Below are 14,768 nucleotides of genomic sequence, written 5' to 3'. Positions count from 1 at the left end.
AATTCGGTCGTGAACGTTTTGCGGGGTGTCATGGTCGTGCCTCCTATGATCGAGGCTTAACTCCACCTGCGCAAAATCGACTGAACCCCACAACTCAATTTGCCTACTGCAGTCATTATTTTTTGGATTGTGCGGGCGGACGTACTTGTCTAGAGAGCTTTTTCATAAATACTTAATTAATTAAACGTTACAAGCACGTTACATTTATCCGGAGGTCTGTTTCGAGCGCGGTATCAATCTCTCATATAAGTATGGAGTAAGCGGGTTGGTTGAAACTTTTCACATCTATCGCTCATCTACGAGGAAATTTATCCTCCCCGGAACCGCTGAATTCAGGTCATGCTCAGTCAGTCGTGGCATTCGATGAGACCAATGGCTGTTCGGCTCATTTCTTTAATCTGGTCGTTATGAACATAATTGAGGTTAGATGAGGTCTCATTTACGCTAGCGCTCTCGAGTCTTGCTGATCTATGCCGATACTGACTTGAAATTCTCAGATTCAACAAGGCTTCCTTGAATTCAATCTTCCAAGCATGCATTGTTTTTGTCAGACCGCTATCATAATAAAGTGACGAATCTGTAATGTTTGACCTCAGCACTTAATCGATCATCGTCAATGAGAAATTTTGGGAATGATGCACACAAACTTCTCAGTTGCAGATGGCAAATGAAGTCCGCAGCCATAACGTTAGAAAACCTATACGTGTGACGTTCCGTGTCCTATAAGCTGCGCCGCATGATGAATCACAAGCTCCGTACTGTTTCCTCAAAACTGTTATTTTTGGCCTTACCTGCGACGCTACTCGGTGCCTGTGGGGTAGCGTCGGTGCCGTCAAGCGCCGCTGCCCAGAGTAGTCCGGCAGCGAGTAATCAGTCGGCAACGATTTTGCTTAAAGCCGAGCAAGGTGAGTTTGAACTTGAGTCTCCTACCCTTGGCGCGGCAGCCAGCGTGCAGCCCCAGATAGTGGTCCCAGTAGGTGGGCCGGGTGCCAGACAAACTATCACCGATCCTGCTGCCAGTGGAGGAAAAGCCATCAGACTGGCCGAAGCGGGTGACGGCCTCAAGTTCAGAATACCGGAGAGCTTAACAGCGGGCCAGTACTTGGTGAAGCTCAGAGCGCGGATTCTGGGGCAAACTCAGACAGCGGTTGTCTTGTCGCTTCGCAGCGGCAGTGAGGAGCTGACCCGCGTGACACTCACTTCATCCGATTATGCAACCTTGAATGTCGGCACTTTCGAGCTGAGCCCAGGTGATCGCCTGCGTTTGGTACGGCTCAGCAGCGCGAGTGGCAGTCAAGCTAGTATTGACTCACTCATGATTGACATTCCGCCCGCCGCGCTGGCCCCCGTGCCTGTTCAGCCTGCTCCCCAACCCGTCGTTGTTCGGCCACCGATTCGGCCCGCCCCCGTTCAGCCTGCGCCGGTCCCCACGCCGCCTGCGGCTCCCTCCCCCCAGCCCGCCCCTCAATCTTCAGGAATCAAGCTGCCGCCGAGTGGCAAACTCAGTTGGGACTGGCAGATTGGTGCAGGCAGTGAGGCCAATATCACGGTCCCTACCGCTGTTAAACTCATTGACGTCGACGGCTTTAACACTTCAGCCGCCAAAGTCGCGCAGCTCAATGCCCAGGGGCTGTATACCGTATGTTACTTGGATGTGGGCAGCTACGAACCGGGCCGCCCCGATTCGGCGCAGTATCCGGCGTATCTCAAAGTGCAGCAAGACCCCGATTGGCCCGCCGAGTACTTTCTAGATGTCACGGACGTATTTAAGCCCAATTCGGCGCTGGCTGCTATTTTAAAGAAACGCTTCCAGATGTGTAAAGACAAAGGTTTCGCCGCTATTGAACCGGATAATTTGCAAAATGATGAAAATGTGAAGGGCGGCAAAATCACCACCCAACAGCAAATTGACTTTAATGGTTGGGTGGCCGACCAGGCCCACGCCTACGGCTTAGCAGTCTTTCAGAAAAACGGTCCCGATAAGATTTTGCTCAAAGACCGCACTGGGAAAATGATGGTGGACAAGTTTGACGGCATCTTGAATGAGCAGTGCCAAGAGCAGGGCGAGTGCAGCGCTCTGGCCGAATACACCAAACGCGGCAAACTGGCACTCAACGCGGAATACAAAGCCGGTTTGACACTCGACTGCGCCCTATCAGACAGACTCAAAATCAACTCCATCAAGCGCGATTTAGACCTCAGAGGGGCGGGGATGGCCGGATACAGCAAGCAGAGCTGCCCCTAATCTGCTGAATCGCAAGAAACGTCCCGTGGAGCTGATTAAGGCCCCACGGGACGTTTCTTGCGGTCTCTTTCACTTTAGTCGGCGGCGCTGAGCTGTGGTTGCTGACGCTCAGAGGCCGTCAGAATGTCGTACAGTTCGCGGATATACGTCGCCCGCGCCCGCGTCCACTCTTCACCTTGTTTGCCGCCGTGGTCCAAATTGCCAATGCTGGAGAGATTGGAAGCTATTTCTAGAGCGCGGGTCTGAAAGTCGCCAGACGTGCCGTTCAATTTTTCAGGCATAGGTCTACCATAGCACCTTTCTGTCAATCTGGACCTTGACTGTTGACTCCAATCTAATTTGTCTGAACATGAAACGTTAAAATCTACTTTTAACGTTTCTTAGAAAAAGAACAGAAGCTTTTAACAAGTCTTTAACACCTTGCCGTTTACACTACGGCATCAATTTCAGCAGTCCAAGCAATAGAGCTTGGCTGGTTGCTGAATTATTGACTTCTTTGTTGGCTAAAGGAGTTGGCCTGGTTGTTGTGCTCATTGACCCTTGCCGAGGGAGCGATACGCCGTGGAGGAAGCCGTCATGAAAAGCAAGCTGGCACTTTTATTAAACTCGCACCACGATCTCGCGTCAGAAAGTAAGCAAGCCTTGGCTTTCCAAATGCTACTTGATGAATTCCGGCGGCTTCAAGAGCGCTGCGCTGAACAAGAGCGGCGTCTGGCGGAGCTTGAAGAACATAGGCCCATTGCATTTTTGCAAGGTTGGGATAACCGTGTCCACTTTGAGATTGACTTGTGAAAAGAATTTGCAAACAAGATCTAGAGCCGACATTAGAGATTTGCAGAACCGATAGTGCTTGAAGTAAGTGAATTGGAGGCCCAAAGGTGCAAATAGCGCTTCTTTGTGAAGGAACATATCCGCATATGCAGGGTGGGGTCAGCGTGTGGTGCGACCAACTGATTGCAGGCTTGCCTGAGCACCGGTTTCAGGTGTACGCCATCAGCGGGCAGCGGATAAAGACGCCGAGCTGGACGCTGCCGAGTAATGTGGAGCGGTTGGTCAGCGTGCCGCTGTGGGACGCCGCTCCCAGAGCTGCTAACCAACCCAAAGCGCTACTGCCCGGCCTGGGCACAAGCTGGGCGCGGCGTGGCCTTTATACCCAATCTGAGCTGGACGACGCTTACGCGCAACTCCTCAGCAGCTTATTTGGGTCATCGGAGGATTCCACTGAATTTCTGAGCGCCCTCAGACGGCTATTTAGCTACGCCCAGAGTGGCGATCTGACGCGGGCGCTGACCACCCGGCGCAATATCGCCCTGATGTACGATCTGTGGCGCGGGCGCGGTCTGCCGAGTGATGAGCAGCACCTCCGGCGTGGGCCGCTGCTGCTGCGTCCCAACCTCGCCGACGCTTTGCAGGCCAGCACCTGGCTCGAACATTTTCTGCGGCCTTTGTCGTGTCCGCCGCCCAAAGCGGAATTGTGCCACTCAGCGTCCAATGGCTTGAGTCCACTGCTGGCCTTTACCAGCAAATGGGCTTACGGCACCCCCTTCATCATGACCGAGCACGGCGTTTATCTGCGTGAGCGCTATCTGGAGCTGCGCTACAGCACCCACAGCGCCGCCTTCAAGTCATTTTTGCTGCGCTTTTACAGCTTACTGTCGCGCTCAGCTTATGTGATGGCCGATTACATCACGCCTGGCTCACACTACAACGAACGCTGGGAGCTTCAGCAAGGAGCCGACGTTGCGCGGATTCGTCCGGTTTATAACGGCATCAACCCCAGCTTTTTTCCGCCTGCGACCCAAGAACCCAGCGACCCGACCATCACCTGGGTAGGCCGGATTGACCCACTCAAAGACTTGGAGACCCTGATTCGTGCTTTTGGCGAAGTCAGCGAGGCGATGCCCAACGCCAAATTGCGGATGTTCGGCGCAGTGCCCAGCGGCAACGAAGCCTACGCCGAACACTGTCAGCGCCTCATCGGGCAATTTGGTCTGACCCACAAAGCCACCTTCGAGGGCCGAATTGCCGATGTGGTGGACGCTTACCACGCCGGGCACATAGTGGCGCTCTCCAGCATCTCTGAGGGCTTTCCCTACACGCTGATCGAAGCGATGGCCTCGGGGCGGGCCACAGTAGCCACCGATGTGGGCGGCGTCACCGAGGCGCTGGGCGAAACTGGTCTGATCGTGCCCTCGCGGGATCACCAAGCCTTTGCGCGGGCCAGCCTCAGCTTGCTGGGCAATGACGATCTGCGCCGCCGTCTGGGCGCAGCGGCCCGGACACGGGTGTTTGCCGAGTTCACGCTCGAAAACTTCTTGCACGTTTACCGCCACGTTTACCCGTATGTCAAACTGACGCACGCCCGGAGCGCCCAGGACAACCTCTCGTGAGCGCCTCTAACGCCGGCTCTGCAGCCCGGAAAGCATACGGCAGCGAAACCGCCGCGCCACTTTACTACGGCGGCGCTCAGCTGCGCTCCGCCGACCCGTTGGCCCAGCTTTCACGGCGGCTCAACTCGGCCTGCGTGCGGGCAGTGCATCCCTACGAACTGGCCGCCATTCTGGAATCCGAGGGTTTTACCGACGCACTCATTCAAGAGCGGTTTGGGGACGCGAACGTGTTTGCCTGCGCTGAGCGGCTGTTTCAGTTGGTGCCGTACCGCCCTGCTCAGCCGATCTGGTTGCTGCCCCAGGCGAACAGACCGCTGTGGCGCGACCTCATGCGTGGGTTGATTTATCTGTTGCCCGCCGCTTGGTCGCCCGCCGCCCTGCAACTGGGTTGGGGTGAGGGGGCCAGTTTGGGATTGCTGCTGGCCTCGCTATTTGGCTGGGGCTGGATGCAGAGCGTGGCGTATCTGGGTTATTTCAGCTTGGCGGCGGGCCAGAATGAGGCGCGGGCGATGCTCAGACGTGCGGGTAGCGCCGCCGTCATCCTGAGCGGGCTGCTGGGCGCAGCAGTGGCGCTGGCCACCGGCCACAATGTTCTCACCGTCACGCTGGTGACGCTGGCGATTGCCATTTATCTGGCCGCCGCCACCGCGCTCCTGGTGCTGGAGCGCGAAACCTGGTTGCTGCTGAGCTTGCTGCCCGCGCTGCTGCTAAGCTTCTTCAGCGCCCTGAATCCCGATTGGCTCAGCGTAAGTTGGTTGGGGGCTGCTCCCGGTTTTGGCGTGGCGATACAGGCGGCCAGCGTGTTGCTGCTGGCGGTGGGCCTGCCGCTGCTGGCCGCCTGGCACGCCACCTGCCCGCCACTGTTTTCAAATTCCGGTCTGACTCCCCGAGCGGCAGGCGGCCCCAGCCTGCGCCAAATAGTCGCCTCGCTGCCTTACGGCGTCTACGGCTGGCTGTGCGCCGCCTTCTTGTCGCTGGTGCTACTCAGCGCTGGCTCTGCATCTCAGGCGAGCGGCGCGGGTTTGCTGGGCTGGTCGTGGAGCGTTGTGCCGTTGGTGCTGAGCATGGGCGTCTTGGAGCGCACGTTGAGGCGCATTCAGCAAATGCTGCGCTCGCAGGCCACCCGCTCGTCCAGTTTGCCCAGCATCATCTGGAACGGCTTCTCGGGGGTGCTGGGCTGGGGTGCAGGCTACCTGTGCTTGCTGCTCCTCGGCTACCTGCTCCTCGGCGTGCTTCTCCCAGGTGCGGCGCTGCCGAGTGAACTGCTGGCCGGACATCTGGCGCTGGCCGCCGCCTTGCTGCTCAGCGGTTTGCTGATTAATTTCGGTTTGCTGCCCCGCGTGCTGCTGGTATGGGGCGCGTCGCTGCTGACCCAACTGGGGCTGCGAGCGCTGGGCGAGGGGGTCAGCGGTAGTTACGCCCTCAGTGCTGGCCTGTGCACCGCGCTGCTGCTCCTCGGCACCTGGGCGGCCGTACGTGACCTTCGTCACTTCCAGTAATTCGGCGGCAGGGCTAGAGCGTCCCTCAAGCAACTCAACTGCACCTGACTCATTGCAGGCAAACATAAGGAGAAGACATGAATAATTTAGTGGCCGTGACCGGCGCAGAAGGGTTTATCGGTTCGCATTTGGTCGAAGCGCTGGTCAAGGAAGGGTTCAAAGTACGGGCGATGGTGCTCTATAACTCTTTTTCCAGTTGGGGCTGGTTAGAGCAGCTCTCCGCCGACGTGATGGAACACGTCGAAGTGATGTTGGGCGACGTGCGCGACCCGCGTTCGGTGCGTGACCTGATGCAGGGCGCAGAAGTCGTTTATCACCTGGCGGCTTTGATAGCCATTCCATATTCTTACCAAGCGCCGCATTCCTACGTGCAGACCAACGTGATCGGCACCTTGAATGTGCTGGAGGCGGCCCGCGAACTCGGCACCCCGCGCCTGATTCACACTTCCACCAGTGAGGTCTACGGCACCGCCCTTCAGGTGCCCATTCACGAAAGCCACCCGCTGCAAGCCCAGTCGCCCTACGCTGCGTCCAAAGTGGGAGCCGACAAACTGGTGGAAAGTTACGTGCTGAGTTTCGGTCTGCCTGCCGTGACCCTGCGGCCCTTCAATACCTACGGCCCGCGTCAGTCGGCCCGCGCGGTGATTCCCACCATCATCTCGCAGATCGCCGCCAAGCAGCCGGTCATCAAAATTGGCTCGCTGGCTCCCACCCGCGACTTTAATTACGTGGCCGACACCGCCGCTTCGTTTGTGGCGGTGGGCCGTGCCGAGGCCAGTCAGGTGCTGGGGCAGACCCTGAATACCGGCACCGGCGTTGAAATCTCGGTGGGTGCACTGATTCAGGCGGTGGCCGACATCATGAACCGGCGGGTGGAAATTCAGGAAGACGCCCAGCGGCTGCGCCCCGACGCCTCAGAAGTGATGCGGCTGGTGAGTGACAGCTCGGCGCTGCGCCGCCTGACCGGCTGGGAGCCGCAGTACCCGCTGCACGCCGGACTGGAGCAAACCAGCCAGTGGTTTTTGGACGAGCGCAACCTAGCCCACTACAAAGTCGGTCAGTACACCATCTAAACGCCGCCACTGAGCCAACACACCAACTCAACCAACACCGTCTCAACCGCCGCCTCTCCCTTCGCCCTCTTGGATGCTTAAAGGAGTCTGCTGATGCACGCCGTTATTTTAGCTGGAGGAAAAGGCACCCGTTTGCGTCCCTACACCACTTGCGTGCCCAAGCCGCTGGTGCCGATTGGCGATCAGTACGCCATTTTGGAAATCGTGCTGCACCAGTTGTCGCACTACGGCTTTCACAGCGTCACGCTGGCGATTGGGCATATGGGCCAACTGATTCGGGCTTTTGTGGGCGACGGTAGCCGCTGGAATCTCCAGGCCGAATACCTTCAGGAAGCCTCGCCGCTGGGCACTATCGGGCCGCTGCTGGGCGCATTAGATCAGTTACCGGAGCACTTTCTGGTGATGAACGGCGACGTGCTGACCGATATCAACTACGCCAAACTGCTGCGCCAGCACGCGGCGTCTGCGGCTCCGGTGACGGTGGCGACTTACGTCCGCGAGGTTCGCAGCGAGTTCGGGGTGCTGGACATTCAGGGCGGTGAGATTGTGGCCTTCCGCGAAAAGCCGGTGTTTGATTTCTCGGTCAGCATGGGTATTTACGGCTTTTCGCGCTCCACCTTGCGCCGCTATCCGGCGGGCCAGCCGTTCGGCTTCGATGATCTGGTGCTGGATTTGCTCGCCACCAATCAGCATCCGGCCAGCTTCTCATTCAACGGCTACTGGCTGGATATTGGCCGTCCCGACGACTACGACCGCGCCAACGCCGAGTTTGAAAGCCGGATGGCCGATTTGATGCCCGGCCTCGGCTCTATCTTGGTCAGAGGCTCAGCACCGGTAATCCAACACAGCATTGTGCAGCCTGTTGCGGTGATGGGCGCGGCCCACTGATGCCTGCTCAAGTGGTTCCTCAACGCCCACGGGCGCTGCTCTTGGGAGCGGGCGGCTTTATCGGCCAGCACATCGCCGCCGCCGTACTCAAAGCGGGCTATGAACTGTTGCGCGGGCCAACCAGCGCTCAGCTCGACCTCAGCCGGGCGACTCCAGCCGACTGGCAGCGGCTGCTTGATCCGGCTCCCGACATCATCATCAATGCGGCGGGCCACACCAACGGCACACCCAACCAACTCTTTGAAGCCAATCTGGTACTTATCAAGCGCCTGCTCAGCGCTCTTGAAGCTCAGGCGAGTCAGCCCTGGCTGGTGCATCTGGGGTCGGCGGCAGAATACGGCCTGACCCCGCCGCAAGTGCCAGTCAGCGAAGCCGCGCCGTGCCGCCCAGTGGGCGCGTATGGGGTCAGCAAATGGGCCGCCACGCAGCTGCTCGCCAGCAGTTTCGCGGCGGGTACGGCCAGAGGGGTCGTGCTGCGAATCTTCAATCCGCTGGGCGCGGGCCAAAGCGCGGCCACCTTGCCCGGACGGGCGGCCAAGTTGCTGCGCGGGGCCGTGCAAACCGCTCCTTTCTCAACCTTAGAATTCGGCGCGTTGGGTACTTGGCGCGATTACGTCGATGTGCGTGACGTGGCCCGCGCCGCCGTGTTCGCCGCTGGTCTTCCCATGAGGCTGCCTTCCGATTCCGCGCTGACGCTGCCTGTCCTCAACGTGGCCTCGGGGCAGGCCAGACGCTCACGCGAAGTGGTGCAGGGCTTGGCCAAGGTCGCCGGATTTACTGGACAGATCAGCGAACAAGCCGATGATTCGCCGCGTTCGGGGGCGCTCAACTGGCAACAAGCTGATATTCGGCTGATTCAGGAGCTGGGCTGGTCACCGCTTTACTCCTTTGATGACGCGCTGCGGGATTTGTGGAGTGGCTCAGCGCCGCCAGATTCATCTCACCCCAGCCAAGACCGACCCGTTCAGCGCGCCGCTGCTCACGCCCCCAGGGAGGCTACACTGTGAAAAATCTCGGATACCGCACGCTCGCTCAGGCTCTGCTCAGCGTCGGTGGGCTGATCTTGGTGGCCTGCAACAGCACGCCCGCTGTGCAGCCGCAAGCCCCTGCCTCTCAGGCCTTTGCCGGTGCCGCTGGCCTCCTTCACCCGATTTTGGGGGTGCCGACCTTGCCGGATGGCCGGAACCTGACTCCGCTGCGCGAACTGAGCGGAGCCAAACCCAATTTGCCGCTGCGGACGCTGAGCTTAGGTACCAACGCCAGCGTGGTGGGCCTCAAGGTGCTGATTTTGAGTGCGGGCACCTCGGATTTCGGCTTGCCCGCCGCCAAAGCCATGCTGGAGCAAGCTGGCGTGCCGTATGACGTGGTGAATCCGGCGACTGGCTGGAATGCCAGCGCTCTGGTGGCTGCCGACGGCAGCGGCAAATACCAAGGTGTGATGCTGACCAGCGGCAACTTGGCTTACGAAGCCAGCCCTGGGGTCTGGCAGAGCGCTCTGGACTGGGCGGGTTGGAATTTGCTGTGGCAATACGAACAGGAATACCAAGTGCGTCAGCTCTCGCTGTATACCTATCCCAGCAGTTGGCCAGAAGACTACGGCCTGCGCGATGCTGGCAGCGCTTCCGGCTCAGCAGTAGCGCGGCTATCCAGCGGAGGGGCGCAAGTCTTTAGCGATTTACGGCCCGGGACGTCGCTGCCGATTAACTACGCTTATAACTATCCGGCCAACGTGGTCGCCGTGCCGGGTGTGAGCACCACTCCGCTTCTCAGCGACACCTCGGGACGGGTGCTGGCGGCTTTGTCGAGCACCGGTGGGCGCGAGCGGCTGGCCATGACCTTTGCCCAAAATCCGTACCTGCTACACTCCGAACTGCTGAGCTACAGCTTGGTCAACTGGCTGACCAAGGGCGTGTACTTGGGCGAATACCGCCGCTTTAATCAACTCGACATTGACGATTGGTTCTTGGCTGGTGACGTGTTTGACGCGGCCACTAAAACCTTGCAGCCTGACGCCTTCCGCATCTCGGCGGTGGACGCGCTGGCCTTGCCGGGGCAGCAAGCCGCGCTGCGCTCAATGTATCCGGTGGCTAGCGCCTTCAAGTTCGCCATGATGTACAACGGCGGTGGGGCCGATCTCACTGCGCCCGCCAGTTGCAATCCGTCGGTCAGTAGCCCCGACAAGCTTTCGAGCGCTACCCGCTGCGTGGCTGGTCAGTTCGACTGGGTCAGCCATACCAAAGACCATTTGTATATGGACTTGCTGAACTACGCCGATTCTTATGATCAGATCAAGCCCAACTTCGATATTGGCGCGGCGATGGGCCTGCCGGTGAGTACCAAGGTCGTGCTGAGCGGCGATATGTCGGGGTTGGGCTACTACAACCCCAACGGCGACGGCGTCAAAACCAACTACGGCCTCGGTGCGTCCAATCCTAACTTTTTGTTGGCAGCCCAGAACAGCGGCGTGAAGTATATTCCATCCAACCACTCGGTTGACGGGCAATGGGACGTAAATTGTAGCAGTTGCGGCGTTGTGCATCCCCTCAATCCCAACATCTTTTTGGTGCCGCGCTGGCCCACCAATATGTTTTACAGCGTTACCAATCCGGCCCAGGCGACCGCCGCCTACAACTCGGTTTACGCTCCCGGCGGCACCGCGCCGTACTGGAATCACGCGCTGAGTTACACCGAATTTTTGGACAAAGAGACCGACTTGGCCCTCAACCATCTGCTCAGTGGCGCGGCTTTCCCACACTACATGCACCAAGACAACCTGCGCCAGTACTCGCCGGGCCGCAGCCTGGCCTATGACTGGGAATCGGCGCTCTTAAACAAATACTCCTCCTATACCACCTTGCCGCTGAAGACCTTGCGCTGGGACGACCTGGGCGTGTATGTGCAGGCCCGCACCGCTTACATGAAAAGCGGTTTGAGTGGCAAGTGGAACCGGGCCACCCACAGCATGACGGTGCAGTCGGCCAACGGCGGCGCGGCTTTCGTGACCGGCGCAGTCACCGGAAGCAGCCAAGTTTACGCCGGAAAAACCATCAGCAGCTTTTCGTTGGCTGCTGGACAGAGCCTGACCATCTCGGTGCCCTGAACATCGGTAGACGAATGCTCAGCGCATTCCTGCTCTTAAACTTCTCCGCCCTTGCTCAGTAGCGTCCCTGATCTGGCAGGCCATCAAAGGACACCATGACCCATACCACAACCTCCTCTGTGATCAAGAAACGGCCTCAATCCGTGGTAAGCGAAACCATGCGCCGTCCTTTAGCGGTGTATTACGGCCCCAATGAGTTGCTGACCTTGGCCAAATATCAGCGGGTGATCGTCCAGCCAGGACATTTCACTGCTGAAAAGGTGTCGTGGTTGCAGCAGCGCGGCGTGCAGGTGCTGGCCTACCTCAGTCTCGGCGAACATGACGGCGAGGTGGCGGCCTGGAGTGAGAGTGAGCGGCAGCCCGAATGGGGCACCATCAGAGTCAATGTGACTCACCCTGATTGGAAAGTGCGTGTTCAGGCTCAGATCATGAGTGAGTGCTTGGCCTTTGACGGTTTTTTCCTGGATACTGTAGACGTTTCGCCGGCAGAACCCCAGCGCCTGCGGGCCATGCTCAAGTTGGTACGCCTGGTCAGGAAATGGGCCGGACCACGCTATTTAATGGTCAACCGCGCCTCTGGCCTGCTTCACCGTCTACGCGGCACCGTCAACGGCGTGCTGATCGAGTCGTGTTTTACTTCGTGGGCGGGCGGCTACCACGCATACAGCAAGTCAGAACTGGAATATACGGCCCTTCTGGTCGAGCAAGCCCGGCGCTTCAATCTGGATGTCTACGCCCTGGATTATGCCGATACGCCCAATCTGCGCCGCTTTGCCCTGCGGCGGGCGGCGGCGCTGAACTTGCCAATCTTTATCACCAACCGCGAACTCAACTTATCTCAGGGTTACCTGCCCCGGCTAGATTCGCCCAGCAGCGCGGCGCACCCCATCCACTCTTCTTAATGGGACGCCTCACTCTGCCTCTCTGGTATCACCTTACATCGGCTCAGATCAAATCGTCTTTGGGAGACAATTTAATTCACTAAGCGGCTAAATCTTACCGCCGACCTTAGCTTAGTTCAGAACAGATGTGAGAGTAAAACAGATTTCAGATGTGCAGTAGGTAAAGTGATTTCTTCCTGCTCTACGTACGCAATGGCTGAAATCTGTACCGGATTTAGTCGTTCTTGGAAAATAGAGAGGAGATCGAGTATAAATTGCTCACATTTATCAGGCAAGTGACTTCAGAAGACGGGGAACTATTCAGTAAAAGGTAAGGCTGGGTTTCGAAAGGAGAGCTTATGAAAAAGGGCTATGTCTGGTTGTTGTTTGCAGGTCTTTTGCTGATGGGATGTGGAGCCGCTCCCGGCGCTGCCGACCCTGCGCCAAATACTAACCTGTCCGTATCAGCCCTAGCACTCAGCCCGTCTGGTGCGCTGGATCCAACTTACGGGAATCAGGGGGTGGTCAGTCTGTCGGGCTACCGGATTTGGCTGGCCAAGGCGCTCGTCCAAAGTGATGGCCAGGTGCTGATGATGGGTCAAGGGGCGATGGGCGGCAGGGTGACGTCTTTTTTGCGGCGGATCACCTCAACGGGCCAGCCGGACAAGACATTCAACGACGCCGACACGACACTTTTTCTGGGCACCACTTCGGTGCCGGCCCTCCAGTGTCCTTATGGGGGGAATCAGTATAACGACTGGGGGGCTGAGTGTGAGGATCCTCAGCGCATCATAGTTGCCAGTTCCGCAGCGCTTACCAACAAACTCACGCTCACGCGCTTCTTGCCGTCGGGCCAACTGGATCCCTCGTTCGGCGTGCAGGGCCGGGTCAATGCGGCTTTATCAGTAGGCGAGGTGCAAGCTTTGCTGATCCAATCAGACGGCCAGATGGTGGTTCTTGGTTTGGACGGGTTGGCCCGCTTCAGGCGCAGCGGCGCAGTGGACTCTACCTTCGGCACAAACGGCCTGGCGACGTTTACCGGCCAGAATTCTGCACAGAGCGTCGTGATGGATGATGCGGAGCGCTTTTTGCTGCTGACCAATAATCGCACGTCTACCACCACGCAAGTCATCCGCCTGACTCCAACTGGACAGCTAGATCTCAGTTACGGCGCGTCTGGGTGGACGACTCTGGATTTCGGGGCGGGTGATGGCCAGTCGCTGCTGATGCTGAATACGGGGCAGCTGGTGATTGGCGGGACGGGTGGCCTATGGCGTTTACTACCGGGCGGCGCGCCTGATTCCACGTTCGGAACGGCAGGCCACGCTATTTTTCAAGCACCTGACGGCGGTGAATTTATCGTCAGTGGATTGGTGCAGGACAACCAGAACCGGCTGGTGGCGAGCGTGCTGACTTCTGAGCGCTACCGACCCACCTTGCGGGGCAATCTGGCGCGTTTCCGCAGTAACGGCACGTTTGATCCTAGCTTTGGCTCGGGTGGTCTGTCACATGTGGCCCTATGCCCACCATGCACCGTTACCAATGGCCTGGCCGAATTCGACGCCGTGGCTGTGCTCAAGAGTGGCCGTTTGCTTGGCATAGGAACCGGCGGGCGCAGAACTGGCTCCTCCAATCTGATTGCGGCGCGTATGTTCCCGTGACAATTTGTAGGGGCACCCATTTTTGTTTGACTAAGCTCGACTTTGGCCATTGATGGCGTCAGGCAGCGTAGCAGAGCGCGTCGGCAAAGGTAAGAAGCATTTTGTCATACTAAGCGGCACGACGAACCCAGACTTCATGGTGCTCCCAGCGTTCATGGGCTATCAGCGTGACCAGCGAGAACAACCCCAGCAACGCTGGGGTTGTTCTCGCTATGGCCAGATCCGTCCACTGCCGCTGTGTTTCCATGCCCAGATGCGCTCGGACTTCCTCAAAGGTCACTTCGAGCTGCCAGCGCTGCGCAAAGTATTCCAAGATCTCCACTGGTTTAAGCAAGACGTTCGTACACAGCAGGGCTTGGGTGGAGAACTTGTCCTTCGAATCACGGATCAACACCCAGCGCACAGGGAGAGGTGGAAGGCCTGCGTGATACCAAATGGCAGTCTGGGAAACGATTTCAACCTCCCGCCCTGCCCCTGCTCGTACCAATGGGTCAACCGGACACGCTGCCAGCACGTCCCTGACGCTTGCACAGTGGATGCCAGGGTCGGAAGGCGATTGCCTTTCAGCCAAGGTCTGCCCATCTGGCCGACCGCTCGTTCGGGAGCTGGTTCGTAGAGTGCAGCATTCAGGCGAAGCCGAGTGATCACAGTGATGGGACGTCTCTGCTGGAGATTGTGAAGCCAGGCAATCATGGCGTAGGTACCGTCAGCAACGACAACCAGCTGCTGTCCCGGACACCAACGCTGAACCATACGCAACATCTACCGGACCCAGTCAGTCAGGGTCTTGTGTGGGCGACTGGACGACCGCGCTGCTCGTGGTACCGCTGAGACGGCAATGCCCAGATGCGATTTGCCCAGGGAATAGGTGTTAGGAGCATCAGACTCAGCCAGCGGAGACCCTTGGTTTTGACGAAATGACCGCGACTGGAGCGCGCGGGGTCACGGTAAATCCCTTTGGTACGAATCTTTACTCCGGTTTGACGCTCAATGGTGTCATCCAGGCCAAGGCCCAAAGGGCCGGATGGCAC

General features: G+C 58.5%; 13 protein-coding genes. 10 read left to right on the top strand and 3 right to left on the bottom strand.

Annotated elements, in window-relative coordinates:
• The first annotated feature begins 781 nt into the window (after positions 1-781).
• The gene (locus FNU79_RS19375; RefSeq protein WP_225429866.1) at positions 782-2,245 is read left to right on the top strand and encodes an endo alpha-1,4 polygalactosaminidase; all 1,464 of its coding nucleotides are present in this window, start codon (positions 782-784) and stop codon (positions 2,243-2,245) included.
• 74 nt (positions 2,246-2,319) lie between these two features.
• Here FNU79_RS19375 and FNU79_RS04000 read toward each other — a convergent pair whose 3' ends face one another.
• On the bottom strand, positions 2,320-2,526 hold the full coding sequence (locus FNU79_RS04000) for a hypothetical protein (RefSeq protein WP_143719601.1): 207 nt from the start codon (positions 2,524-2,526) through the stop codon (positions 2,320-2,322).
• Between the two features lie 295 nt (positions 2,527-2,821).
• Between FNU79_RS04000 and FNU79_RS03995 the strand changes: the two genes are divergently transcribed.
• From FNU79_RS03995 to FNU79_RS03955, 9 genes are all read left to right on the top strand, one after another.
• Complete coding sequence (locus tag FNU79_RS03995) at positions 2,822-3,037, top strand: hypothetical protein (protein ID WP_143719600.1); 216 nt, start codon at positions 2,822-2,824, stop codon at positions 3,035-3,037.
• 86 nt (positions 3,038-3,123) lie between these two features.
• Positions 3,124-4,635 carry a GT4 family glycosyltransferase PelF gene (gene pelF / locus FNU79_RS03990; protein WP_225429865.1) on the top strand — a complete coding sequence of 504 codons (1,512 nt, stop codon included), beginning with the start codon at positions 3,124-3,126 and terminating at the stop codon, positions 4,633-4,635.
• A complete protein-coding gene (locus tag FNU79_RS03985; RefSeq protein ID WP_143719599.1) occupies positions 4,632-6,134 on the top strand; it encodes a hypothetical protein in 1,503 nt (500 codons plus the stop codon). Before pelF ends, FNU79_RS03985 begins: the two co-directional genes overlap by 4 nt.
• Before the next feature lie 77 nt (positions 6,135-6,211).
• Entirely contained in the window at positions 6,212-7,207 is a 996-nt protein-coding gene (locus FNU79_RS03980; RefSeq protein WP_143719598.1) for an SDR family NAD(P)-dependent oxidoreductase, read from the top strand.
• 93 nt (positions 7,208-7,300) lie between these two features.
• Entirely contained in the window at positions 7,301-8,095 is a 795-nt protein-coding gene (locus tag FNU79_RS03975) for a sugar phosphate nucleotidyltransferase (RefSeq protein WP_143719597.1), read from the top strand.
• Positions 8,095-9,102, top strand: a complete 1,008-nt coding sequence (locus FNU79_RS03970; protein WP_143719596.1) for an NAD-dependent epimerase/dehydratase family protein — start codon at positions 8,095-8,097, stop codon at positions 9,100-9,102. The genes FNU79_RS03975 and FNU79_RS03970 overlap by 1 nt, the downstream gene beginning before the upstream one ends.
• The gene (locus tag FNU79_RS03965) at positions 9,099-11,195 is read left to right on the top strand and encodes an Agd3-related carbohydrate-binding protein (protein WP_143719595.1); all 2,097 of its coding nucleotides are present in this window, start codon (positions 9,099-9,101) and stop codon (positions 11,193-11,195) included. The genes FNU79_RS03970 and FNU79_RS03965 overlap by 4 nt, the downstream gene beginning before the upstream one ends.
• Positions 11,196-11,353: 158 nt before the next feature.
• Positions 11,354-12,097: an endo alpha-1,4 polygalactosaminidase gene (locus FNU79_RS03960; RefSeq protein WP_185974595.1), complete on the top strand. Its 744-nt coding sequence runs from the start codon at positions 11,354-11,356 to the stop codon at positions 12,095-12,097.
• Between the two features lie 338 nt (positions 12,098-12,435).
• Positions 12,436-13,737 (top strand): NHL repeat-containing protein, encoded by a 1,302-nt coding sequence (locus FNU79_RS03955; protein WP_143719593.1) that lies wholly within the window; start codon positions 12,436-12,438, stop codon positions 13,735-13,737.
• Between the two features lie 109 nt (positions 13,738-13,846).
• Here the strand turns inward: FNU79_RS03955 and FNU79_RS03950 are convergent, their stop codons facing one another.
• Together FNU79_RS03950 and FNU79_RS19755 are read right to left on the bottom strand one after the other, a co-directional pair.
• The gene (locus FNU79_RS03950; protein ID WP_143719592.1) at positions 13,847-14,131 is read right to left on the bottom strand and encodes a hypothetical protein; all 285 of its coding nucleotides are present in this window, start codon (positions 14,129-14,131) and stop codon (positions 13,847-13,849) included.
• Positions 14,125-14,490: a transposase gene (locus FNU79_RS19755; protein WP_225429871.1), complete on the bottom strand. Its 366-nt coding sequence runs from the start codon at positions 14,488-14,490 to the stop codon at positions 14,125-14,127. The genes FNU79_RS03950 and FNU79_RS19755 overlap by 7 nt, the downstream gene beginning before the upstream one ends.
• Positions 14,491-14,768 lie beyond the last annotated feature (278 nt).

Source organism: Deinococcus detaillensis, from assembly GCF_007280555.1.
Lineage (GTDB): Bacteria > Deinococcota > Deinococci > Deinococcales > Deinococcaceae > Deinococcus > Deinococcus detaillensis.
This window is presented reverse-complemented; position numbering and strand designations above follow the sequence as displayed.

Bases quoted from the DNA above. Each gene is read 5' to 3' on its own strand.
- FNU79_RS04000 (WP_143719601.1), bottom strand. From the start codon at position 2,526: ATGCCTGAAAAATTGAACGGCACGTCTGGCGACTTTCAGACCCGCGCT.
- FNU79_RS03995 (WP_143719600.1), top strand. From the start codon at position 2,822: ATGAAAAGCAAGCTGGCACTTTTATTAAACTCGCACCACGATCTCGCG.
- FNU79_RS03980 (WP_143719598.1), top strand. From the start codon at position 6,212: ATGAATAATTTAGTGGCCGTGACCGGCGCAGAAGGGTTTATCGGTTCG.
- FNU79_RS03975 (WP_143719597.1), top strand. From the start codon at position 7,301: ATGCACGCCGTTATTTTAGCTGGAGGAAAAGGCACCCGTTTGCGTCCC.
- FNU79_RS03970 (WP_143719596.1), top strand. From the start codon at position 8,095: ATGCCTGCTCAAGTGGTTCCTCAACGCCCACGGGCGCTGCTCTTGGGA.
- FNU79_RS03960 (WP_185974595.1), top strand. From the start codon at position 11,354: ATGCGCCGTCCTTTAGCGGTGTATTACGGCCCCAATGAGTTGCTGACC.
- FNU79_RS03955 (WP_143719593.1), top strand. From the start codon at position 12,436: ATGAAAAAGGGCTATGTCTGGTTGTTGTTTGCAGGTCTTTTGCTGATG.
- FNU79_RS19755 (WP_225429871.1), bottom strand. From the start codon at position 14,490: ATGGTTCAGCGTTGGTGTCCGGGACAGCAGCTGGTTGTCGTTGCTGAC.